Below are 20,575 nucleotides of genomic sequence, written 5' to 3'. Positions count from 1 at the left end.
AAGGTCGAGATGTTCACCGACGGCGCCTGCAAGGGCAATCCGGGCCCGGGCGGCTGGGGCGTCCTCATCCGAATGGGTGCGCGCGAGAAGGAATTGTCGGGGGCCGAGAATCCCTCGACCAACAACCGGATGGAACTCATGGCCGCGATCGAGGGGCTGAACGCGCTCACCCGGCCGTGTCACGTCACGCTCTCGACCGACAGCATGTATGTCCGCGACGGCATCACCAAGTGGGTCCACAACTGGCGCCGCAACGGCTGGCGGACGAGCGACAAGAAGCCGGTCAAGAATGCCGAGCTGTGGCAGGCCCTGTGCGAGGCGACCGAGCGGCACCGGATCGAGTGGAAGTGGGTCAAGGGCCACGCCGGCCATGCCGAGAACGAACGCGCCGACCAGCTTGCCTGCGCGGCGGCGGCGACGGTCCGGGCCTAGCGCAAGCGGGCCGGGTCGTAGGTGGCCGGATCGACCCCGGCCGGAATGTCGCCCGACCCGAGGATCAGCGCGGCGCCGAGCTGCGCGGCGGCGGGCGCGGTCTGGATCCCGAAACCCCCCTGCCCCACGCACCAGAAGAAACCGGGCTCGTCCGGGTCGAAGCCGATCGCGGGGACGCGGTCGGGGGTGAAGGTGCGAAGGCCCGCCCAGCGCCGCTCGACGGCCTCGATGCGCCAGTCGACGACTTCGCCGAAGCGGTGGATGGCGGTGGCGACGTCGATCTCCTCGGGCGCGGCATCGCACGGCTCGCCGTCGATCTCGTCATGCGGGCTGAGCCACAACGAGCGGTCGCCCGCGCCCTTGAAGTAGAAGCTCTCGTCGGCGCCAATGACGAGGGGCAGGTCGCGCAGGCCGTCGCGGTCGACCCGCAGCTGGACCATCGTCCGGCGCTTGGGGGACAGGCCGAGGGGAGCGACGCCGCAGGCGCGGGCGACCGCATCGCCCCAGGCGCCGGCGGCATCGACGATGAGGTCGGCGGTGATCCGGCTTCCGTCTTCGAGCGCGACTGCCCAGGCGCTGCCCTGCCGGATCGCGCCGACGAGACGGCTGCGGGGGCGAACCTCGGTCCCGGCGCGGCGGGCGGCGGCGAGCTGGTCGGCGTGGAGCCGCGCGACGTCGATGTCGGCGAGGCCCGGCTCATAGGCGCCGTGGGTCCAGGAGGGCCGGAGCCCATTTAAGCGCTCCTCCAGATCGGATCGATCAAGCGGGGTAGCGACGACGCCGTCGACCAGTTCGACGGCCATGTCGTCGCGCGCGAGGTGGATCGCGCCGCGCGGGGCAAGGTAGCCGCCTGCCTCGAGCATCGACCGGCTGGCGCGCGACAAGGGGGCGACCAGCGGCCCGCCATAGCCCTCGTGCCAGAAGGCCGCCGACCGGCCGGTCGAATGATAGCCCGGCTGATCCTCGGCCTCGATCAACAGGATAGTCCGCCCGTCACCCAGCGCGGCGGCGAGGCCGGCCCCGGCGATCCCGCCGCCGACGATCAGGATATCGACCTTTGTCATTCGTCGCGGCGGTTACGTCTTCGAAAGGCCTTTCGTCCAGTCTCTGCCTTATGTCGGTGAACGGACACACGAAGGCCAAGGTTCGCCGAACCATATCTTAACCATTTTGGCCGATCAGTGCGGCGTTCGAAGTTTTTCCTACGCCAAGTCGAGGAAGGGGCGGAAGTCGCCATGGATGTGAAGAAGATCGCGCTGCTGGTTGGAGCGCTGCTGATTGCGGCGGTGACGGCCGTGATGGCCAAGAATATGTTCACCGGTGCCTCGGCGCCCGAGGCCCAGGCGGCCGCGGTTCCGCAGGGTCCGAAGATTCTGGTGGCCAAGAAGCCCCTCCCCGTCGGCACGATCGTCGACGCGGAGAGCTTCACCTTCCAGCCCTGGCCGCAGGAGCTCATGCAGAGCGCCTATTACACGGACGGTGCGCCGGACGCGGACGCGAGCAAGCTGATCGGCATGGTGGTGCGCAACGCCATCACCGCCGGCCAGCCGCTGACCCGCGGCACGCTCGTCGGCCCGCAGGACCGCGGCTTCCTCGCCGCGGCGCTGAGCCCGGGCATGCGCGCCATCACCGTTCCGGTCACCGACTCGACCAGCGTGGCGGGCTTCATCTTCCCGGGCGACCGGGTCGACATGGTCCTGACCCAGTCGGTCACGGGCGGCGGCGACGGTCCCCCGCTCAAGGTCTCCGAGACGATCATCCGCAACCTGCGCGTGCTCGCCACCGACCAGCGCACCGACAGCAAGGGCGAGGACGGCAAGCCGGTCGTCAAGAGCTTCGCCAACGTGACCCTCGAGGTGACGCCGAAGATCGCCGAGAAGATCGCGGTGGCGCAGAGCCTCGGCCAGCTGAGCCTCGCGCTCCGCAGCCTGGCCGACAACAGCGCCGACCTCGAACGGATGGTCGCCAGCGGCCAGGTCAAGGTCCCGGCGGGCACCAATCCGGCGGACGAGCGCAAGATGCTGCTGCAGATCGCCAACCAGCCGATCGACTCGACCCCGACCTATGCCACCGGCGGCGACGTGTCGCGCTTCCAGCGCCGCACCGTGCCGGCCAAGGAAGGCGTCAGCCCGACGCTGGCCGCGGCCCAGCAGGGCGCCGAGGCACTGCGCGAAATGAGCCGCAACCTGTCTGGTGGCGGCCGTGGCTACCCGGGGGGGCAGTCGGCCAACGCCGCACCGAGCGGACCGGTGGTCCGTGTCGCCCGCGGCAACAACGTCAGCTTCGTTCCAGTGGGGGCTCGCTAACATGAGCAAGGTTATCAATCGCAAGGGCGGAGTGGCTTCGGCCTTCGCCGCCCTGGCCCTCGGCGTCTCGACGCTGAGCCTGGCCGCCACCCCCGCCGCCGCGCAGCCGATGGCCGCGCGTCCGTCGGAGACCCTCAACCTCTCGCAGAACACCGGCACCATGGTGCGGCTGTCGGCGCCGATGAGCGACCTGTTCGTCGCCAACGACGCGATCGCCGACGTCCAGGTCCGCTCGTCGAACCAGCTCTACATCTTCGGCAAGGCCCGGGGCGAGACGACGGTGTATGCGACCGACAAGTCGGGCCGGGTGGTCTATGCCGCCAACGTCCGGGTCGGGAACAACATCAGCTCGGTCGACGAGATGCTGCGGATGGCGATGCCCGAGGCCGCGGTCCAGGCGACCCCGATGAACAACCTCGTGCTGCTGACCGGCACCGTGGCGTCGCCCGACGACGCCGCCGAGGCCGCCCGCCTCGTCCAGGCCTATGTCGGCGAGGGAACGCAGGTGGTCAGTCGGCTGCGCACCGCGGTGCCGCTCCAGGTCACGCTCAAGGTCAAGATCGCCGAAGTGAACCGTTCGGTGCTCAAGCAGGTCGGGTTCAACCTGCTCGGCGGCAACAACAGCGGCTTCTCGATCGCGCAGGGCGACGGGATCTACATCCCGCCGGTCGGCAGCGGCGACACGACCAACGGCAACGACGCGGGCAAGATCATCCGCGGCGCGCTGGGCACCACGCTGGGCCTCAGGAAGAACATCTTGGGCCTCGACATCATCGGCCGCCTCCAGCTCGCCGAGACCGACGGTCTCGTCACCACGCTGGCCGAGCCGAACCTGACGGCCCTGTCGGGCGAAACCGCCAGCTTCCTCGCCGGCGGCGAGTTCCCGATCCCGGTCAGCCAGGGTGTCGGCGGTGCGATCACGATCGAGTACAAGCAATATGGCGTGGGCCTCGCCTTCACGCCGATCGTGCTGGCCGATGGCCGGATCTCGATGCGCGTCCGCCCCGAAGTGAGCGAGCTCAGCAACGAGGGCAGCCTCCGCCTCAACGGCTTCGAGGTTCCCGCGCTGACCACCCGCCGCGCCGAGACGACGGTCGAGCTCGGCTCGGGCCAGAGCTTCATGCTCGCCGGCCTGCTGCGCGCCTCGAACGCCAATTCGATCGAGAAGGCGCCGTTCCTCGGCGACCTGCCGATCCTCGGCACGCTGTTCCGCTCGAAGAACTTCCGCAAGTCGGAGACCGAGCTGGTGATCATCGTCACGCCGTACCTGGTGCGGCCGGTGAACGGGCAGCTCGCGACCCCGGTCGATGGCTATCGCACGCCGCGCGACGGCACGAGCACCTTCGAGGGCCAGACCTTCAACGGTGTGTCGGGTCCGCGCCCGGTCGCGATCGCCCCGCGCCCCGGCATGGCCGTCGGCGCCGGTGCCAGCACCGCCGTGACGGCCGCTCCGGCGCCCGTCGCCGCCCCCGGCTTCAAGCTGTGACCTCCGAGCCCAAGGACGTTCCCATGACGAACAAGCTTTCCTTCCTGCTCCTCGCCTCGGCCGCGCTGGCCGGGTGCCAGGTCCATCGCGGGGTCGACGAACCGGCCCGCGGGCTGGCGGCGGTCAACACCCCCGTGGTGAGCCGCGCCGACTACACCTTCGATGCGGCCGCGCCGGGCGGCAACCTCGATCCGACCGAGGCCGCGCGCCTCGACGGCTGGTTCCGCGGGCTCGTCCTCGGCTACGGAGACACGGTCACGGTGGACGGCCCCTACGCCGGTGCCGCCCGCGCCGACGTCGCCCGGGTCGCGGGCCGCTACGGCCTGCTGGTCTCCGACGGCGCGCCGGTCACCGCCGGGGCGATCCCGCCGGGTGCCGTGCGCGTGGTCGTCAGCCGTACCCGCGCCGACGTGCCGGGCTGCCCTAACTGGTCGCGGCCGAGCAATCCCAACTACAATAACGAGCTGATGAGCAACTTCGGCTGCGGCGTGAACGCGAACCTCGCGGCCATGGTCGCCAATCCGAACGACCTCGTCAGCGGCCGCGACGCCGGCGTCATCGACCCGCGCACCGGCACCCGCGCCATCGAGTCCTACCGTTCGCAGAAGCCGACCGGTGAAAAGGGTCTCATGGACATCAACACCAAGTCGTCGGGAGGCAATTGATGAACGCCCCTTTCCAGGCCCGCGCGGGCTTGCGTGATCCCTTCACCGCCTTCGTCTGCGACGATGCGACCGCCGACATGCTGCGTCCGGTCGCGGTCGAGCACGGCTGGAGCCCGGAGAAGGTCAACAAGGGCGGGCTGCGCAACGCGGTCCAGTCCCTGTCGGTCTCGGCGTCCCCGAACATCCTGTTCGTCGACCTCAGCGAGTCGGCCGATCCGCTGAACGACATCAACGCGCTGGCGGAAGTCTGCGAGCCGGGCACGATCGTGATCGCCGCCGGTGCCGTCAACGACGTGCGCCTCTATCGCGACCTCCTCGCGAGCGGTATCCACGACTATCTGCTCAAGCCGTTCAACGTCGACCAGCTGCGTGACACCTTCGCCAATGCCCAGATGATCCTGTCGGGTCCGCGGGGCGAGGCGCAGGCCGACAAGCCGCACGTCATGGCGGCGGTGGTCGGCGTGCGCGGCGGCGTCGGGGCCTCGACCGTGGCGACCAGCCTCGCCTGGATGCTCGGCTCGCGCGCGCAGCGTTCGACCGCGCTCCTCGACCTCGACATCCACTTCGGCACCGGTGCGCTGGCGCTCGACCTCGAACCCGGCCGCGGCCTCACCGACGCGATCGAGAACCCGAGCCGCATCGACGGCCTGTTCATCGAGCGCGCCATGGTCCGCTGCAACGAGCGGCTCTCGGTCCTGTCGGCCGAGGCGCCGATCAACACGCCGCTGATCACCGACGGCACCGCGTTCTTCCAGCTCCAGGAAGAGATGCGCAACGCGTTCGAATCGACGGTCTGCGACCTCCCGCGCCACATGCTGATCCAGTATCCGCACATGGTGCACGATGCCCATGTGGCGGTGGTGGTGAGCGAGCTGACGCTGGCGGCGACCCGCGACACGATCCGGATCCTCGCCTGGCTCAAGAGCAACGCGCCGCAGACCAAGGTCATCGTGGTCGCCAACCGGGTCCCCTCGGGCGGCGCGCTGGAGATCAGCCGCAAGGACTTCGAGCAGTCGATCGAACGCAAGGTCGACATCGTGATCGGCGAGGACGGCAAGACCGCCGCGCAGGCCGCCAAGCTCGGCAAGCCGGTCGCGGAAATCGCCAGCGGCAAGTCGGCGGCGCCCTACACCCAGCTGTGCAACATGGTGCTGAGCCATGCGACCGAGGACGGCGCGGCCGACCTCGGCAAGCCGGCGGCTTCGGGCGGCAGCAAGAACATCGTCGACAGCCTGAAGTCGATGCTGGCCAAGAACCCCAAGGCGGCGGCGGCCGCCTGAGGCGGTCGTCACCCGATTGATCGAACGAGTTTGAGGAACGGCGAATGTCGATGATGCTTCTGCTGCTTGGCCTGGGCCTCTTCGGAACGCTCGCGCTTGGCGTCTTCGCCTTCTCCGGCCCGAGCGCCGGCAAGGCGACCAAGCGCCGCCTCGAACTGATCAAGGAGCGGCATGCCGAGGGCAATCTGGCGGCCAACGCCAATGCCCAGATCCGCAAGCTCTTTGCCAAGAACCAGAGTGGCAGGGTCGAAGGCTTCTTCTCGACGCTGGTGCCCAAGCCCGCGATCATGCGGCAGCGTCTCGAGCGGACCGGCAAGAACATCACGCTCGGCCGCTATGCGATGGTCAGCGCGGGGATCGTGGTGCTGGTGGCGGGCGGCATGCTCTTCAAGGGCGCGCCGGTGATGCTGTCGCTGCTGTTCGGCCTGTTCCTCGGGATCGGCCTGCCGCACTTCGTCGTCAGCAAGATGATCACGCGCCGGTTGAAGAGCTTCAACGCCAACTTCCCCGACGCGATCGAGCTGATGGTCCGCGGCCTGCGCTCGGGCCTTCCGATCACCGAGACGCTGAGCGTCGTCGGTGGGGAACTCCCCGGCCCGGTCGGCTTCGAATTCCGCACCGTCGGCGACAAGATGAAGATCGGCCGGACGATGGAATCGGCGCTCCAAGACACCGCCGACCGCCTCGGCACGCCCGAATTCCAGTTCTTCGTCATCACGCTGGCGATCCAGCGCGAGACCGGCGGCAACCTGGCGGAAACGCTCAGCAACCTTGCCGACGTGCTCCGCAAGCGCGCGCAGATGAAGCTCAAGATCAAGGCGATGAGCTCGGAAGCCAAGGCCTCGGCGATGATCGTCGGCGCCCTGCCCTTCATCGTGTTCACGCTCGTCTACCTGCTCAACCCCAACTACATGGGCGGCTTCTTCGTCGAGCAGCGCCTCATCGTCGCCGGCATTGGCGCCCTCGTCTGGATGGGCATCGGCGTCGCCATCATGGCCAAGATGGTCAACTTCGAGATCTAGGGGCGTAAAGAACCATGGCACCCGTAGCCTCCGGGCCTACTCTCCTCGGCGTCGACGTCATCTGGGTCGCGACCCTGCTGACCGCGGTCGCCACCATGGCGGTCCTCGTCGCCATCTACGCCGCGACCACCGCGCGCGATCCGATGGCGCGGCGCGTCAAGGCGCTCAACGAGCGGCGCGAGCAGCTCAAGGCGGGTATCGTCGCCTCGACCAACAAGCGCAAGAAGCTCACCAACAAGAACGAGGCGGCCGACAAGGTCCGCGGCATCCTGTCGAGTTTCAAGCTCATTCAGGATTCGCAGCTCCAGTCGATCCAGGGCAAACTGCTCCAGGCCGGCATCCGGACCAAGGACCTCGCCTTCTTCATCATCTTCGGCCGGCTGGTCATGCCGGTGATGCTGGGCGGCTTCGCAATCGTCGCGGTCTACGTGATGGACGCCTTCCCCGACTGGGGCGCCTTCAAGCGCTATGCGCTCGTCGCCGTCACCCTGATCGGCAGCTACAAGGCGCCGGACCTGTGGCTCAAGAACCGGATCAACAAGCGCAGCGCCGCGATCCGCAAGGGCCTCCCCGACGCGCTCGACCTGCTGGTCATCTGCGCCGAGGCGGGTCTCACCGTCGACGCCGCCTTCGGCCGTGTCGCGCGCGAACTGGGCAAGGCCTATCCGGAGCTCGGCGACGAGTTCGGCCTGACCGCGATCGAGCTGGGCTTCCTCAACGAGCGGCGCATGGCGTTCGACAACCTCGCCCAGCGCGTCGACCTCGAAGCGGTGCGCGGGGTGGTCACGACCATGATCCAGACCGAGAAATACGGTACGCCGCTGGCATCGGCGCTGCGCGTCCTCTCGGCCGAATTCCGCAACGAGCGCATGATGCGCGCCGAGGAAAAGGCCGCGCGCCTGCCGGCGATCATGACCGTTCCGCTCATTCTCTTCATTCTGCCGGTGCTGTTCGTCGTGATCCTTGGCCCCGCGGCCTGCTCGATCAGCGACAGCGTGATCGGCGGCGGCGGCAAGTAAAACCGCCAAAAAGTTCCGGAGTGGGCCGGGCACGAGGGCGGTCGATGGGGAACCATCGGCCGCCCTTTTCGTCTGTCATCGTTACGCAGACGCGATAAAACGATGAGGGACGTGATGACCGAATTTACCACCGACCAGTGGGTGATCCTCGGCCTGGTGTTCGTGCTTGGCCTGTTGGTCGGCATGTGGGCGACCAGCGGCGGACGCCGCAAGTGGAAGACCCGCTACAACGAGGAGCTGACGCAGCGCAAAGCGCTCGACACCCGCCTCAAGGAGCGCGAGACCCACTGGACGACGCAGGAGCAGGAGTGGCGCGAGCGTGACGCCCGCCGCGAGGAAGAACTCCGCAATCGTCCGACCGTCGCTCCGGTCGCGGCGCGCGATCCCTATGTCGAGGACCGCGGCGTCCGCCGCGATCTCGACCGTGACGGCGTTCCGGACGATTACGACCGCCGCCCGCTCGATGGCGATCGCCGGTAAGTGAATTGACCCCCTTCCGCCTTGCGGGAGGGGGTTTTCTTTAGCCCTCGATCTTCGAGAAGTCCGCCACCCCGTGCACCGCATTCTTGAAGCGGGCGAGGAGGTTGAGGCGGCGGCGGCGGACCGCGGGGTCGGGATCGTTGACCGTGACCTCCTCGAAGAAGGCGTCGATCGGTCCGCGCAGCGAAGCGAGCGCGGCCATGGCGGCGCCGAAATCCTCGGCCTCCACAGCCTTGGCGGCGCGCGGCTCGGCCTCATCGAGCACCATCACCAGCGCGCGCTCGGCCGCCGGCGCATCGGGCGGCAGGTCGGAACCATGCGCCTGGCTTGCGATCGAGGCCGCGAGTCCCGGGGCTTGGTCGACCTCGGACAGCGGATCCTCCTCGCCGGTCTGCGGGATCGCCTGCTCGCCCGGTGAGGCGAGGACGCGCGGCAGGTCCCAATTCTCCTTCTTGAGGATGTTCGCGGCGCGCTTGTAGCCCGCGAGAAGATTGCCCCCCTCCCCGCCCTCGACGAAGCCCTGCAACGCGGTCACGCGGGCGAGCAGCCGGACGAGGTCGTCCTCGCCGCCCAGCGCGAAGATCGCGTCGATCAGGTCGTGGCGGACGCCCGCCTCGCGCTGCTGGACCTTGAGGCGGTCGGCGAAGAAGTCGAGCAAGTCTCCCGACGCGATCGGCAGCCGCAGGCCGTTGGCGGTGACGATCTGGATGGCGCCGAGCGCCGCACGGCGGAGCGCAAACGGATCCTTGCTCCCCGTCGGCGGCATTCCCGCATCGAAGAACTGGCGAAGCGTGTCGAGCTTGTCGGCGAGCGCCACGGCGACGGTGACGGGCGCGGTGGGGACGTCGTCGCCCTGGCCCACCGGCTTGTAATGGTCGCGGATCGCCTCGGCGACGGCCTTGGGCTCGCCCTGGGCTTCGGCCAGATAGCCGCCGATCAGGCCCTGCAATTCGGGGAACTCGCCGACCATGCCGGTGACGAGATCGGCCTTGCAGAGCTCGGCGGCGCGGCGGGCGTGGTCGGGGTCGCAGCCGGGCACGATCGCCTCGATGGCAAGCCATTCGGCGAGGTCGGCGACGCGCTGCACCTTGTCGGCGAGCGTGCCGAGCTTCTCGTGGAAGACGATTGACCCGAGCTTCGCCGCCTGCTCGTCGAGCGGGACCTTGACGTCCTGTTCGTAGAAGAAGCGGGCGTCGCTGAGGCGCGCGGCGAGGACGCGCTGGTTGCCCGCGACGATGGCGGCGCCGCCGTCGCTCGCCTCGATGTTGGCGGTGCAGATGAAGGCGGGGGCGAGCGCGCCGGTCTCGTCCTTCAGCACGAAATACTTCTGGTTGGTGCGCGCGGTGAGCTGGATGACTTCGGGCGGCACGTCGAGATAATCGGCGTCGAAGCGGCCGAGCAGCGGCACCGGCCATTCGGTGAGGCCGGCGTTTTCGGCGACGAGGCCCTCGTCCTCGACCAGAGTGAGGCCAGCCTCGGACGCGAGCGCCTGCGCGCGGTCACGAATGATCGCGGCGCGCTCGTCGGGATCGACGATGACGTGGCAGAGGCGCAGCTTCTCGGCATAGTCCGCCGCGCTGCCGATGGTGATCGGGCCTGGGTGATGGAAACGGTGGCCGGTGGTGGTGGCCGAAGCCTCGACGCCGTCGATATCCACGGGGACGAGCGCGTCACCGAGCAGCGCGACGATGCCCTGCAGCGGCCGGACCCAGCGGAGCGAGGCGGTGCTGGCCGAGGCCGCGCCCCAGCGCATCGACTTGGGCCAGGGGAAGGCACGGACGATCCGCTCGATCGCGAACGCCAGAACGTTCGAGGTAGGCCGCCCTGTGGCAATCCTCTCAGCGAAGTAGACCCCACTTCGATCGTAGAGTTGGTCCCGGGTGAGGCCATTTTTCTTAAGAAAGCCTTCAATCGCCTGCTCAGGCGCTCCGACTCGCGGCCCCTTGAATTCGATCGTCATCTCGGGGGTTTCGAGAGGTAAGGCCCGGGCAACTAGTCCGAAGCGACGAGGCGTGGCGAAAGTCTCGATGCTGCTCGCTTCGAGGTCGGCGTTCGCCAGTTCCTCGGCGAACAGGCGGGCAAGGTCGTTGCGCGCCTTGGCCTGCATCCGCGCGGGGATTTCCTCCGAGCGCAGTTCGAGGAGGAAGTCGGCCGTCGTCGGCGTGTGCGGCACGGGATCGAGCGGCGCGTGGTCGCGGTGGGGCAGGTCGCTCATGCCGCTTTCTCCTGGCGGGCATCGAGCCAGGCCGCGCAGGCCGCCTTGGCGAGGTCGCGGACGCGGCCGATATAGGCCTGGCGCTCCGCGACCGAGATGACGCCGCGGGCCTGCAGCGTGTTGAAGATGTGGCTGGCCTTGATCGCCTGTTCGTAGGCGGGGATGGCGAGCTTGCGGTCGAGGCAGTTCTGGCACTCGTCCGAGGCCTTGCGAAAGGCGTCGAACAGCCGCTCGGTCCCGGCGACCTCGAAATTATACTCGCTCATCTGCTGCTCGTTGGCGAGAAACACTTCGCCGTAGGTCACGCCCTCGTTGTTGAACTTGAGGTCGTAGACGTTGTCGACGCCCTGGATGTACATCGCCAGCCGCTCGAGCCCGTAGGTGAGTTCGCCCGCGACCGGGGTGCAGTCGAACCCGCCGACCTGCTGGAAATAGGTGAACTGCGTCACCTCCATCCCGTCGCACCAGACTTCCCAGCCGAGGCCCCAGGCACCCAGGGTCGGGCTTTCCCAGTCGTCCTCGACGAAGCGGATGTCGTGCTTCGTGAGGTCGATGCCGATCGCCACCAGGCTGTCGAGATAGAGCTGCTGGAGGTCGGGCGGGCTCGGCTTCAGCATCACCTGATACTGGTAATAAGCGCCGAGGCGATTGGGATTCTCGCCGTAGCGGCCGTCGGTCGGGCGGCGACAGGGCTGGACATAGGCGCACTTCCACGGGTCGGGGCCCAGCGCGCGCAGTACGGTCGCGGGGTGAAAGGTGCCCGCCCCCATCTCCATGTCGTAGGGCTGGAGGATCAGGCAGCCGCGCTCCGACCAGTAATGGTGAAGGGTCAGGATCAGGTCCTGGAAGCTCAGCGGCGATGCTTGCGTCATGGGGCGCGGCCATAGTCGGCATGCTGGCAGCGGAGCAAGCGGCACCCTACATGGCGTGGCGAGTGAATGATCCGCGGGAGTGAGTGAATGGCGTTCGGCTGGTTGGTGAAGGGGCTCGCCGCGCTCGGCTTGCTGAGTGCGGGTGCGGTCGAAGCCAGGGTCCCGGCGCCGCGACCGGCGCTGTGGAAGGTGTCGGACCGCGACACGACCATCTATCTGTTCGGGACGATCCACCTCCTGCCGCGCAATTATCCGTGGCGGAGCGCCGCGCTCGAGAAGGCGGCGGACCAGAGCCAGGGGCTGATCGTCGAGACCATCGTCGACGAGAAGAACCCGCAGAGCTTCGCCGCCGACTTCAACAAGCTCGCCATCTCGCCGGGGCTGCCAAGGCTGATCGACCGCGTGTCGGCGGACAAGCGACCGGCGATGGCCGCGATGCTGGCCAAGGCGGGCCCGATGGCGGCGGGGATGGACCGGCTGGAGACCTGGGCGGCGGCGATGATGCTGCTCGGTCCACAGTTCAATTCGGCCGGGCTCAACCAGGCCGACGGGGTCGAAACGGTCCTCAAGCAGAAGTTCGCCGCGGCCGGCAAGCCGATCGGGCAGCTCGAGACCAATGCCGAGCAATTGGGCTTCTTCGACGTCCTGCCCGAGGCGGCGCAGCGCAACCTCCTCGAAGGCGCGCTCGAACGGCCGGAAGAGGTGCGCAAGCAGTTCGACGGGATGCTGGCGGCCTGGTCGCGCGGCGACGTCAAGGCGATCGCGGCGACCTTCAACAGCGAGATGAGCGAAAGCCCGATGCTGACCGAGATGCTGCTCAAGCGCCGCAACGAGAACTGGTCGCGCTGGATCCAGCAGCGGATGGCACAGCCCGGCACGGTCATGATCGCGGTCGGCGCGGGCCATCTCGCAGGTCCCTATTCGGTCCAGACGATGCTCCAGAAGCGTGGCCTGAAAGTCACGCGCGTCCAGTGATTTTCTCACTGGCTTCAACGCGTTGACAGGGGGCTAGGCGCTAGCGACACTCCTCTCCGGCAAACGGCGGCTGGGGGGTCGCGAATGAGTGGAAGGTGGCGGGCCTACGCGGTCCGGCGGTGCTTCGGATTCACATTGGCCGCGCTGCTCGGCGCCGCGGGGCCGACCCCCGCGATCGGCCAGACGGCGCCCGCCGCGGCGCCATCGGCGATGCCGGCCCTGTGGGTCGTCAACGATGCCGACACGACCATCTTCCTGTTCGGGACGATCCACACGCACGACGGCAAGGCGGCCTGGTTCGACCGGACGGTGAAGCGCGCCTTCGACGCCTCGGACACGCTGGTGCTGGAGACGATCGTGCCGGCCGCCTTGCCGCGACCGGCGCAGGCCAGCAGCGGCGCGCTGGACGCGGCCAAGGTGACGGTGAGCGTCGCGCGCGACCTCGGCATGCGGGTCGAGCTCGGGGCCGACCAGGTGCTGAGCCGCGCCGCGGCCGCATCGGGCAAGCCGACGATCGGGCTCGAGGACTTCGGCCAGCAGCTCGAGATGTTTCGTGCCCTGCCCTCGCCCGCCCGGCCTGCGGCCAGCGCCGGCGCCGTGGTCGCCGCTCCGGCGCCCGACCCGCAGATCGCGCCCTTTCTCCAGCGGATGATGGACGGCTGGAATGCCGGCGACACGAGCCTCATCGCGGCGGTCGTCGGCGAGGTGCGGCGGCAGTCGCCCGACACCTACCGCACCCTGTTCGCCGAACGGAACGCGCATTGGGCCGAGTGGATCAAGGCGCGGCTCGCGACGCCCGGCATCGTCTTCGTGGCGGTGGGCACTGGTCACCTCGTCGGCGAGGACAGCGTGCAGGAAAAGCTCGCCGCGCAGGGGATCCGGAGCGCCCGCATCAACTGACCCGGTCGACGGGCAGTGTCAGCCATCCATGACCTTGTGTCAGGGTAACTTGACTAAGCCACGAATCGCACTTATGTAAGGCGAACATGACATAACGTCATTTACACCTGACAATAGCGAAGGTGCAGGCCGCCATGATCTTCTACGCCACCCTCGACAATCCCTCGGGCAAGCCGCGCTCGCTTCGGTCGATCCGGCAGCTGGTGATCGCCGCGCTTGCCCTTTACCCCGCAGGCTGCCTGCTGCGGCTCCTCGGCCCGGACACCTTCGTGGTGCAGCTGACCGGCCTGTTGATGGTGGTCGCGGCCATCGCCTGCGCCGCGTTGCTCGCCGGAAGCCAGCTCAACCGCGTCACCGCCGAGCCGACCGCGAAGCTCGACGAATATGACCGAAGCCTGCGCCAGCGCGCGATGGTTGGGGCCTATCCGGTGCTGGCGGTGCTGGTCGTCCTCGCCATCATGTACCTGGGGCTCGCGTCGCAGTTCGGCTGGTGGACGCCGCGCAGCTGGGATCATTGGAATGCCGTCTTCTGGGGCGCCTTCCTCACCACCAGCCTGCTCCCCACCGCCGCGCTCGCCTGGCAGGTCGACCCGGGCGAACTCGACGCCGGGGAGGTGGCGTGAACAATCGCCTGCGCGTGCTTCGGGCCGAACGCGGGTGGAGCCAGGCCGACCTCGGCGCCCAGCTCGGCGTGTCGCGACAGGCCGTCAACGCCATCGAAACCGGAAAGTACGATCCCAGCCTTCCGCTTGCCTTCAAGCTTTCGCGGCTCTTCGAAATGCCGATCGAGCGCATTTTCGACGACGGGCACGACAATGACTGACGACCCAAGATCTACTCAACAGGAGACCATCATGCGCAAGACACTCAAGACCGTCATTCTCGCTGCTTCCTTCCTGCTGGCACCGCCCGCGCTGGCCCAGGCGGCAGCGCCGGCCGCGGCGGCGGCGAAGCTTCCGGATACCGATCCGGCCCTGTGGGTCGTCAAGGACAAGGATACGACCATCTATCTGTTCGGCACCTTCCACGCGCTCGACGGGAAGACCGACTGGTTCAACGACGAGGTGAAGGCCGCGTTCGACCGCTCGAGCAAGGTCTATTTCGAGATCGTGAAGCCGGAAAATCCGATGGCGATGGCGCCGCTCGTCCAGAAATACTGGATGGCCACCGACGGCAAACCGCTCTCGTCGAAATTGAGCGAGAAGGGCCGCAAGGATCTCGAGGCGGCGCTCAAGAGTGTCGGGGGCACCACCGCGATGGTCGAACCGATGAAGCCGTTCGCCGCCTCGATGATGCTCGCCGCGCTCGGCATGCAGAAGGTCGGCAAGACCGGCGAGCAGGGCGCCGAAGCCGTCATCACCGAGGCCGCCAAGGCCGCGGGCAAGCCGGTCGATCAGCTAGAGACGGTCGAATATCAGATGCAGCTGTTCGATCAGCTGCCCGAGCCCGAGCAGGTCAAGATGCTCGAATATACCGCGGCAACCTTCGGCGACATGGAGAAGACCTTCGCGCGCATGACCAAGGCCTGGAACGACGGCGATTCGGACGGGCTGGCGGCGATGATGAACGAGACCGAGAACCAGAGCCCGGCCATGCACCGGCTCCTGCTGACCGGCCGCAACGAAAACTGGGCCAAGTGGATCGAGAACCGGCTGAAGGAGCCGGGCACGGTGTTCGTGGCGGTCGGCGCGGGCCACCTTGCGGGCAAGGGCAGCGTCCAGGACCAGCTGGCCAAGACCGGGGTCAAGACCGAGCGGGTGAAGTACTGAGCTTTCGCCCCGCGCGATTGCCGTCTAGGCGCGCGCCATGAGGATCATCGCCGGCAAATGGCGGGGGCGTCCGTTGGTGGCGCCCCCGTCCCTGCACACCCGCCCGACCGCCGACCGGACGCGCGAAACGCTGTTCTCGATGCTGCTGAGCCGGCTCGGGAGCTTTGAGGATCTGCGGGTGGCGGACCTGTTCGCGGGTAGCGGCGCGCTTGGACTGGAAGCACTGTCGCGAGGCGCCGGGCATGCGACGCTGGTCGAGACCGATGCCGCGGCGCGGGGCGCGATCAAGGCCAATGCCGACAAACTCGGGGCCGAGATCGAACTGATCGCGACCAGCGCGCTCAAGCTGCCCGCCCGCGCGCCCTATGACCTGATCCTCGCCGATCCGCCTTATGCGGCGGGCTCGGGAACGGCGGCCTGCGCGGCGGTCGAACAGGCCGGCTGGCTTGCGCCGGGCGGCTGGCTGGCGATCGAGACCGAGCGCGGCGAGCGGGTTGCGACCGAGGCGTTCGAGATTGACGCGGAGCGCGACACGGGACGGGCCCGCATCACGCTCCTGCGGCGGCCTACTTCTTAGCCGGAAGGTTCGCCTTGGCGTCCTTGGCGGCGCCGGTGACCGCGTTGAATTCGCTCAGCAGGCGCGCACCGATCGCGGCAGCGGCGGCCTTGCCCGCCTTCTTGGCGCTGTCGGCGGACTTGATCGCGCCGGGACTCTTCGACCCCGCCTCGGCCACCGCGGCGACGGCGGCGAGCGCGCCGGCGGCAAGCAGTTCACTCACCAGCGGATGGTCGGCGAGCTTCGACAGCGCCTCCATCGGATGGACCTTCGAGGCCGCGACCTTGATCTTCGCGACCTTGCCCTTCTTGGCCTTGGCCTTCTTGACCTTGGTCTCGCCGGGCTGGTCGCCCTTCTTCGCTTTCTTGTCCTTGGCCATGGCTGATCCCCTGATGTTCGTTACGGCAGACGACGCATATCGGCATCGGCATAGGGGACCGCAAGCTCGCACGCGGTCGCAGCCTCGGAATCGAGCCAGCGGGAAATATCGGCGGGGCGCAGCATCACCGGCATCGCCTTGGGATGGACCGCGCCGACGGTCGCGTTGGGATCGCAGGTGAGGAAGGCCATGTAGCCGACCCCGCCCTCCCCCGGGCGCCACAGGCCGGCAAAGGCGAACAGCGGGTCATGCGCCTCGTGGAGGCCGAACCAGACCTTGCGCTTCGAGCCCTTCTCCCCCTCCCATTCGCAAAAGCGAGTCACCGGCACGATGCAGCGGCGGTCGGTGCGGTTGAGCGCGCTGCGCCAGAAGGGGCTGGCGAGATTGCGGATATTGGTCACCGGTCGGCCCTTCGCAGCGGCGGGACCGGGAAAGCCCCATTCCATGACCTCGAGCTTGAGGCCGCCATGCTCGGCCCGGCGAAGCACCGGCGCGGGCTTGCTCGGATAGATTTCGGCGAACGGCGGCAGGTTGCTGGTCTCGCCCTCGAAGCTGCCGAACAGCCGCTTCATTTCGTCGACGCTCGCGGTCATGGAATAGAGATTGCACATGCGTGAGATAACACTCCGTCGGACCTTCAGGCTCACATCGTCGTTAACGTCTTATTCCTCGCTTAATTCGTGGCGTCATTGCTTGGCCGTTCAGGTTGGGAAGACCAGACACGAATGCAGCGAAACCGCAACGAGACAGGAGAAGACGAGATGCGGAAGATGATCATGGCGCTTGCCGCCACCAGCCTTACGGTTCCCGTGATGATGGCCCCGCACGCGGAAGCCCGCCAGCGTTATTACAACGGCAGCACCTGGTATGACGGCCAGGGCCGCCTGCGCTGCCGCCGGAACAACGGCACCACCGGCCTCATCGTCGGCGCCGCCGGCGGTGCGCTGCTCGGCCGCGCGATCGACACCCGCGGGTCGCGCGTGACCGGCACGATCGTCGGCGCGGCTGCCGGCGCGCTCCTCGGCCGCGAGGTCGAGCGCAGCCGCAAGCGCTACGTCTGCCGCTAAGCCGGCGGCTGGCCGAGCCAGCTTAGTGTATTGACACAATGAGACACCTCCCTGTAGCCTTCGTGGCAACAGGGAGGTGTTTTCATGTACACGCAGAACGACCTCGACGAGGCGGTCGCCGCCGGGGCGATCACGCCCGAATCGGCGACTGCCCTTCGGGCCTATGTCGATAACCAGCGCAGCGCGCCGGGGGCCGACGAAGAGCATTTCCGGCTGATCACCGGCTTCAACGACATCTTCGTGTCGGTCGCCGCAGCGATCCTGTTGTTTGCGGTCGGCTTCCTCGGCCAGAGCATCGGGCAGAGCCTTGGCTTCCATGTCGATACCGATGGTCCCTCCCCGCTCGCCCCGGCCGCGATCGCCGCGACCGCCTGGGGGCTGGCGATGTTCTTCACGGCCAGGCGGCGCATGGCGCTGCCCTCGATCCTCCTCCTGCTCGCGTTCGTCGGCGGCGTGGTCGCCGCGGTCGGCTTCACCGGCGTGATCGCGGTCGGCGAGCAGCGCTTCGACGGGCCCAACGACGGCGGTGAAGTCGTCGCGGGCATGATCGCCGCCACGGCCGCGGCGGTCGGGGCGCTCGCCGCCTTTGTCCACTGGAAGCGGTTCCGCGTGCCGATCACGGTCGCCGCCGGCGCCGCCTCGGTCGCGGGGATCGTGGTCGCCCTGCTCGCCTCGGCGATCGGCAACGTGCCAGCGCTCAAGGATTTCCTCCTCGGCGCGGTGCTTCTGCTCGGCGTCGGCGTGTTCCTCTACGCGATGCGCTGGGACAGTTCGGATCCGGCCCGCGTCACCCGGCGCTCGGACGTCGCCTTCTGGCTTCACTTGCTTGCGGCGCCGATGATCGTGCACCCGGTCTTCACCCTGCTCGGGCTGAACGACGGCAATGCGACCGTCGGCGAAGGCCTGACGGTGGTCGCTATCTACGTGCTGCTGGGTGTCGCCGCCTTGGCGATCGATCGCCGCGCCCTCTTGGTCTCGGCGCTGGCCTATGTGCTGTTCGCGCTGAACGAGCTGTTCCGCCAGTTCGGGGCGGTCAGCCTCAACATCGCGCTCACCGCGCTGGTGATCGGCTCGGCGCTGCTGCTCCTGTCGGCCTTCTGGCACCAGGCCCGCGCGGCGGTGGTCGAGATGCTTCCGGGGGGCCTGCGGTCTTACCTGCCGGCGACCGGCAGCCGGGCTATTCCGCGACCAGCTTGATCAGCCGGCGCTCGAGCGGGGCGAGCACGGGACCAAGCTCGTGCCCCCGCTTGAGCACGGCACCATGCTCCGACACCAACGCCCACGCCCCTTGCTTCGAACGAAGCGAGGGGCGTTTTTCGATCCGGACCTCGGGCCGCTCGGTCGCGCGGCGGAAGGCGGCGAAGCTGGCGAGGTCGGGGGCGAATTGCATCGCATAGTCGCGCCAGTGCCCGGCCGCGACCATCCGGCCGTAGAGGTCGAGGATCCTGGTCAGTTCGAGCCGGTCGAAGGCAGTCACGGCATTGCGATCGACGCGCCCCGGAAAGGGGGTGACGCTGCTCACGAAACCTTGCTCTCCGGCCGCGGCCGCTGCCGCGTCTTGAGGCTGGCGAGCTCGGCTCGGAGCTCGGCGAGCTCTTCTTCCATGGTCGCGAGGCGGGCGCGGACGGGATCGACGTCCTCACCGCATGGCGTCCCGTAGGGGATGAAGCCGGGGCTGTAATGGACCAGGTCGACCGGCACCGGACGCGCCGGGATGCCGACCACCGTGGTGTTCGGAAGGACGTCCTTGGTCACGACCGAATTGGCGCCGACCCGGCCGCCGGCGCCGACGGTGATGGGACCGAGCACCTGCGCGCCCGAGCCGATCACGACATTGTCCTCGAGCGTCGGGTGGCGCTTGCCGCCGACACCGGTCGAGGGGTTGGTCCCGCCCAGCGTGACGCACTGATAGATGGTGACGTTGTCGCCGATGGTCGCGGTCTCGCCGATCACGGTGAAGCCATGGTCGATGAAGAAGAACTTGCCGATGGTCGCCCCGGGATGGATGTCGATCCCGGTCATGAAGCGGCTGAAGTGATTGACGAAGCGGGCGAGCCAGGTGAGCTTGCCGACCCACAGCCAGTGGGCGATGCGATGGTAGAGGAGCGCCCAGGCGCCCGGGTACAGGATGACGTCCCAGCGGCTGCGCGCGGCGGGGTCCCGTTCCTTCACGCTGTCAAGATATTCGAGCAGGGCCAGAGCCAACGTGGCGCGTCCTTGGTGATTGACTGTTCGGCGTGAATGTATGTCTTCCCGGCGCGGTTGCAAAGAATTCGCCCGGGCTCGCTCTTTTCCCTGCCAGCAGCCTCAGGCATGCGGGTCGCTCCACAACCGGAGGCCGACGTCATCCTCGCCGAGCTTGTCGCCGATCCGTCCGTTCTCCTCCCCTTCGTCCTGATCGGCTTTGCCGCGCAGCTGATCGATGGGGCGCTCGGCATGGCCTATGGCACGATCAGCTCGACCCTTCTGGTCGGCATGGGCGTCCCGCCCGCGGTCGCCAGCGCCGGGGTCCACACCGCCGAGACCTTCACCACCGGGATCAGCGCGGTCAGCCATGTCGCGCACCGTAACGTCGACTGGAAGCTGTTCGGGCGGATCGTCGTCCCGGGCGTCATTGGCGGGGTGATCGGCGCCTATGTGCTGAGCAACATCCACGCCGACGCGGCGCGGCCGTTCGTCCTTTCCTATCTGCTGCTGCTCGGCCTCTATCTCTTCTGGCGCGGCTGGACCCACCGGCACGTGCTGCGCGAGCCGCGGGTCGTGGCGCCGCTCGGGCTCGTCGGCGGGTTCCTCGATGCGGCGGGCGGCGGCGGCTGGGGACCGGTGGTAACGAGCAACCTCATGGTCCAGGGCGCCGAGCCGCGCTTCACCATCGGCACGGTCAACACCGCCGAATTCTTCCTGACGCTCACGATCAGCGCGACCTTCCTGGTGACGCTCGGCTGGGAAGCGTTCACCACGACGATCGTCGGATTGTTGATTGGCGGGGTGCTCGCCGCGCCGCTCGGGGCGGTGATGGCGAAGCGGATCGAGGCCGACAAACTGCTGGTGCTGGTGGGCGTGGTGCTGACCGCGACCAGCGGCTGGGGGCTGTGGCGGCTGATCAGCTGAGCGGGAGCATGGTCTTTCGGGGCAAGTGAGACTACATGCCC

At 68.2% G+C, this 20,575-nt stretch carries 24 protein-coding genes; 17 read left to right on the top strand and 7 right to left on the bottom strand.

What is annotated here, in order from left to right; all coding sequences use genetic code 11:
* The first annotated feature begins 9 nt into the window (after positions 1-9).
* Positions 10-432, top strand: coding sequence for a ribonuclease HI (gene rnhA, locus ABD693_RS08305; RefSeq protein WP_344697600.1), 423 nt, complete (start codon positions 10-12; stop codon positions 430-432).
* Here the strand turns inward: rnhA and ABD693_RS08300 are convergent.
* Complete coding sequence (locus ABD693_RS08300; RefSeq protein WP_344696594.1) at positions 429-1,496, bottom strand: NAD(P)/FAD-dependent oxidoreductase; 1,068 nt, start codon at positions 1,494-1,496, stop codon at positions 429-431. The genes rnhA and ABD693_RS08300 overlap by 4 nt on opposite strands.
* A 171-nt stretch (positions 1,497-1,667) precedes the next feature.
* Here ABD693_RS08300 and cpaB point away from each other — a divergent pair, with 171 nt between their 5' ends.
* From cpaB to ABD693_RS08265, 7 genes are all read left to right on the top strand, one after another.
* Complete coding sequence (gene cpaB / locus ABD693_RS08295) at positions 1,668-2,738, top strand: Flp pilus assembly protein CpaB (protein ID WP_344696593.1); 1,071 nt, start codon at positions 1,668-1,670, stop codon at positions 2,736-2,738.
* A gap of 1 nt (position 2,739) precedes the next feature.
* Positions 2,740-4,224: a type II and III secretion system protein family protein gene (locus tag ABD693_RS08290; RefSeq protein WP_344696592.1), complete on the top strand. Its 1,485-nt coding sequence runs from the start codon at positions 2,740-2,742 to the stop codon at positions 4,222-4,224.
* Positions 4,225-4,247: 23 nt separating this feature from the next.
* Positions 4,248-4,889, top strand: coding sequence for a CpaD family pilus assembly protein (locus ABD693_RS08285; RefSeq protein ID WP_344696591.1), 642 nt, complete (start codon positions 4,248-4,250; stop codon positions 4,887-4,889).
* Entirely contained in the window at positions 4,889-6,169 is a 1,281-nt protein-coding gene (locus tag ABD693_RS08280) for a pilus assembly protein CpaE (protein ID WP_344696590.1), read from the top strand. Before ABD693_RS08285 ends, ABD693_RS08280 begins: the two co-directional genes overlap by 1 nt.
* Before the next feature lie 44 nt (positions 6,170-6,213).
* The gene (locus ABD693_RS08275) at positions 6,214-7,191 is read left to right on the top strand and encodes a type II secretion system F family protein (protein ID WP_344696589.1); all 978 of its coding nucleotides are present in this window, start codon (positions 6,214-6,216) and stop codon (positions 7,189-7,191) included.
* Between the two features lie 14 nt (positions 7,192-7,205).
* The gene (locus tag ABD693_RS08270; RefSeq protein WP_344696587.1) at positions 7,206-8,210 is read left to right on the top strand and encodes a type II secretion system F family protein; all 1,005 of its coding nucleotides are present in this window, start codon (positions 7,206-7,208) and stop codon (positions 8,208-8,210) included.
* 114 nt (positions 8,211-8,324) lie between these two features.
* Positions 8,325-8,690 carry a hypothetical protein gene (locus ABD693_RS08265; RefSeq protein WP_344696585.1) on the top strand — a complete coding sequence of 122 codons (366 nt, stop codon included), beginning with the start codon at positions 8,325-8,327 and terminating at the stop codon, positions 8,688-8,690.
* 40 nt (positions 8,691-8,730) lie between these two features.
* On the opposite strand, the gene glyS is transcribed toward ABD693_RS08265, so the two are convergent.
* Positions 8,731-10,905, bottom strand: a complete 2,175-nt coding sequence (gene glyS / locus ABD693_RS08260; protein ID WP_344696583.1) for a glycine--tRNA ligase subunit beta — start codon at positions 10,903-10,905, stop codon at positions 8,731-8,733.
* Positions 10,902-11,777 (bottom strand): glycine--tRNA ligase subunit alpha, encoded by an 876-nt coding sequence (locus ABD693_RS08255; protein WP_344696582.1) that lies wholly within the window; start codon positions 11,775-11,777, stop codon positions 10,902-10,904. Before ABD693_RS08255 ends, glyS begins: the two co-directional genes overlap by 4 nt.
* An 87-nt stretch (positions 11,778-11,864) precedes the next feature.
* On the opposite strand from ABD693_RS08255, the gene ABD693_RS08250 reads away from it, so the two are divergent.
* From ABD693_RS08250 to rsmD, 6 genes are all read left to right on the top strand, one after another.
* Positions 11,865-12,752: a TraB/GumN family protein gene (locus tag ABD693_RS08250; protein WP_344696580.1), complete on the top strand. Its 888-nt coding sequence runs from the start codon at positions 11,865-11,867 to the stop codon at positions 12,750-12,752.
* Between the two features lie 135 nt (positions 12,753-12,887).
* Positions 12,888-13,652 (top strand): TraB/GumN family protein, encoded by a 765-nt coding sequence (locus ABD693_RS08245; protein WP_344696578.1) that lies wholly within the window; start codon positions 12,888-12,890, stop codon positions 13,650-13,652.
* 122 nt (positions 13,653-13,774) lie between these two features.
* Complete coding sequence (locus ABD693_RS08240) at positions 13,775-14,275, top strand: hypothetical protein (RefSeq protein ID WP_344696576.1); 501 nt, start codon at positions 13,775-13,777, stop codon at positions 14,273-14,275.
* Positions 14,272-14,475: a helix-turn-helix transcriptional regulator gene (locus ABD693_RS08235; RefSeq protein WP_344696574.1), complete on the top strand. Its 204-nt coding sequence runs from the start codon at positions 14,272-14,274 to the stop codon at positions 14,473-14,475. The genes ABD693_RS08240 and ABD693_RS08235 overlap by 4 nt, the downstream gene beginning before the upstream one ends.
* A 31-nt stretch (positions 14,476-14,506) precedes the next feature.
* A complete protein-coding gene (locus ABD693_RS08230; protein WP_344696572.1) occupies positions 14,507-15,421 on the top strand; it encodes a TraB/GumN family protein in 915 nt (304 codons plus the stop codon).
* A gap of 37 nt (positions 15,422-15,458) precedes the next feature.
* Positions 15,459-15,998 (top strand): 16S rRNA (guanine(966)-N(2))-methyltransferase RsmD, encoded by a 540-nt coding sequence (gene rsmD / locus ABD693_RS08225; protein WP_344696570.1) that lies wholly within the window; start codon positions 15,459-15,461, stop codon positions 15,996-15,998.
* Here rsmD and ABD693_RS08220 read toward each other — a convergent pair.
* Entirely contained in the window at positions 15,988-16,356 is a 369-nt protein-coding gene (locus ABD693_RS08220) for a hypothetical protein (RefSeq protein ID WP_344696568.1), read from the bottom strand. The genes rsmD and ABD693_RS08220 overlap by 11 nt on opposite strands.
* Before the next feature lie 20 nt (positions 16,357-16,376).
* A complete protein-coding gene (locus ABD693_RS08215) occupies positions 16,377-16,967 on the bottom strand; it encodes an SOS response-associated peptidase (protein WP_344696566.1) in 591 nt (196 codons plus the stop codon).
* Between the two features lie 150 nt (positions 16,968-17,117).
* Here ABD693_RS08215 and ABD693_RS08210 point away from each other — a divergent pair, with 150 nt between their 5' ends.
* Positions 17,118-17,423: a glycine zipper 2TM domain-containing protein gene (locus tag ABD693_RS08210; RefSeq protein ID WP_344696564.1), complete on the top strand. Its 306-nt coding sequence runs from the start codon at positions 17,118-17,120 to the stop codon at positions 17,421-17,423.
* An 84-nt stretch (positions 17,424-17,507) separates the two neighbouring features.
* Entirely contained in the window at positions 17,508-18,620 is a 1,113-nt protein-coding gene (locus ABD693_RS08205) for a hypothetical protein (RefSeq protein ID WP_344696562.1), read from the top strand.
* On the opposite strand, the gene ABD693_RS08200 is transcribed toward ABD693_RS08205, so the two are convergent.
* Both ABD693_RS08200 and epsC read right to left on the bottom strand, forming a co-directional pair.
* Positions 18,601-18,945, bottom strand: a complete 345-nt coding sequence (locus tag ABD693_RS08200) for a DUF2794 domain-containing protein (RefSeq protein ID WP_344696560.1) — start codon at positions 18,943-18,945, stop codon at positions 18,601-18,603. The two genes, ABD693_RS08205 and ABD693_RS08200, sit on opposite strands and share 20 nt — an antisense overlap.
* Positions 18,942-19,628 carry a serine O-acetyltransferase EpsC gene (gene epsC / locus ABD693_RS08195; protein WP_344696558.1) on the bottom strand — a complete coding sequence of 229 codons (687 nt, stop codon included), beginning with the start codon at positions 19,626-19,628 and terminating at the stop codon, positions 18,942-18,944. The genes ABD693_RS08200 and epsC overlap by 4 nt, the downstream gene beginning before the upstream one ends.
* A 141-nt stretch (positions 19,629-19,769) precedes the next feature.
* Between epsC and ABD693_RS08190 the strand changes: the two genes are divergently transcribed.
* Positions 19,770-20,534, top strand: a complete 765-nt coding sequence (locus ABD693_RS08190) for a sulfite exporter TauE/SafE family protein (RefSeq protein ID WP_425567292.1) — start codon at positions 19,770-19,772, stop codon at positions 20,532-20,534.
* The last annotated feature ends 41 nt before the right edge of the window (positions 20,535-20,575 follow it).

It is taken from the genome of Sphingomonas rosea, from assembly GCF_039538065.1.
In the GTDB taxonomy this organism is placed as follows: Bacteria; Pseudomonadota; Alphaproteobacteria; order Sphingomonadales; family Sphingomonadaceae; genus Sphingomicrobium; species Sphingomicrobium rosea.
This window is presented reverse-complemented; position numbering and strand designations above follow the sequence as displayed.

Bases quoted from the DNA above. Each gene is read 5' to 3' on its own strand.
- rnhA (WP_344697600.1), top strand. From the start codon at position 10: ATGTTCACCGACGGCGCCTGCAAGGGCAATCCGGGCCCGGGCGGCTGG.
- ABD693_RS08300 (WP_344696594.1), bottom strand. From the start codon at position 1,496: ATGACAAAGGTCGATATCCTGATCGTCGGCGGCGGGATCGCCGGGGCC.
- cpaB (WP_344696593.1), top strand. From the start codon at position 1,668: ATGGATGTGAAGAAGATCGCGCTGCTGGTTGGAGCGCTGCTGATTGCG.
- ABD693_RS08290 (WP_344696592.1), top strand. From the start codon at position 2,740: ATGAGCAAGGTTATCAATCGCAAGGGCGGAGTGGCTTCGGCCTTCGCC.
- ABD693_RS08285 (WP_344696591.1), top strand. From the start codon at position 4,248: ATGACGAACAAGCTTTCCTTCCTGCTCCTCGCCTCGGCCGCGCTGGCC.
- ABD693_RS08280 (WP_344696590.1), top strand. From the start codon at position 4,889: ATGAACGCCCCTTTCCAGGCCCGCGCGGGCTTGCGTGATCCCTTCACC.
- ABD693_RS08275 (WP_344696589.1), top strand. From the start codon at position 6,214: ATGTCGATGATGCTTCTGCTGCTTGGCCTGGGCCTCTTCGGAACGCTC.
- ABD693_RS08270 (WP_344696587.1), top strand. From the start codon at position 7,206: ATGGCACCCGTAGCCTCCGGGCCTACTCTCCTCGGCGTCGACGTCATC.
- ABD693_RS08265 (WP_344696585.1), top strand. From the start codon at position 8,325: ATGACCGAATTTACCACCGACCAGTGGGTGATCCTCGGCCTGGTGTTC.
- glyS (WP_344696583.1), bottom strand. From the start codon at position 10,905: ATGAGCGACCTGCCCCACCGCGACCACGCGCCGCTCGATCCCGTGCCG.
- ABD693_RS08255 (WP_344696582.1), bottom strand. From the start codon at position 11,777: ATGACGCAAGCATCGCCGCTGAGCTTCCAGGACCTGATCCTGACCCTT.
- ABD693_RS08250 (WP_344696580.1), top strand. From the start codon at position 11,865: ATGGCGTTCGGCTGGTTGGTGAAGGGGCTCGCCGCGCTCGGCTTGCTG.
- ABD693_RS08230 (WP_344696572.1), top strand. From the start codon at position 14,507: ATGCGCAAGACACTCAAGACCGTCATTCTCGCTGCTTCCTTCCTGCTG.
- rsmD (WP_344696570.1), top strand. From the start codon at position 15,459: ATGAGGATCATCGCCGGCAAATGGCGGGGGCGTCCGTTGGTGGCGCCC.
- ABD693_RS08220 (WP_344696568.1), bottom strand. From the start codon at position 16,356: ATGGCCAAGGACAAGAAAGCGAAGAAGGGCGACCAGCCCGGCGAGACC.
- ABD693_RS08215 (WP_344696566.1), bottom strand. From the start codon at position 16,967: ATGTGCAATCTCTATTCCATGACCGCGAGCGTCGACGAAATGAAGCGG.
- ABD693_RS08210 (WP_344696564.1), top strand. From the start codon at position 17,118: ATGCGGAAGATGATCATGGCGCTTGCCGCCACCAGCCTTACGGTTCCC.
- ABD693_RS08205 (WP_344696562.1), top strand. From the start codon at position 17,508: ATGTACACGCAGAACGACCTCGACGAGGCGGTCGCCGCCGGGGCGATC.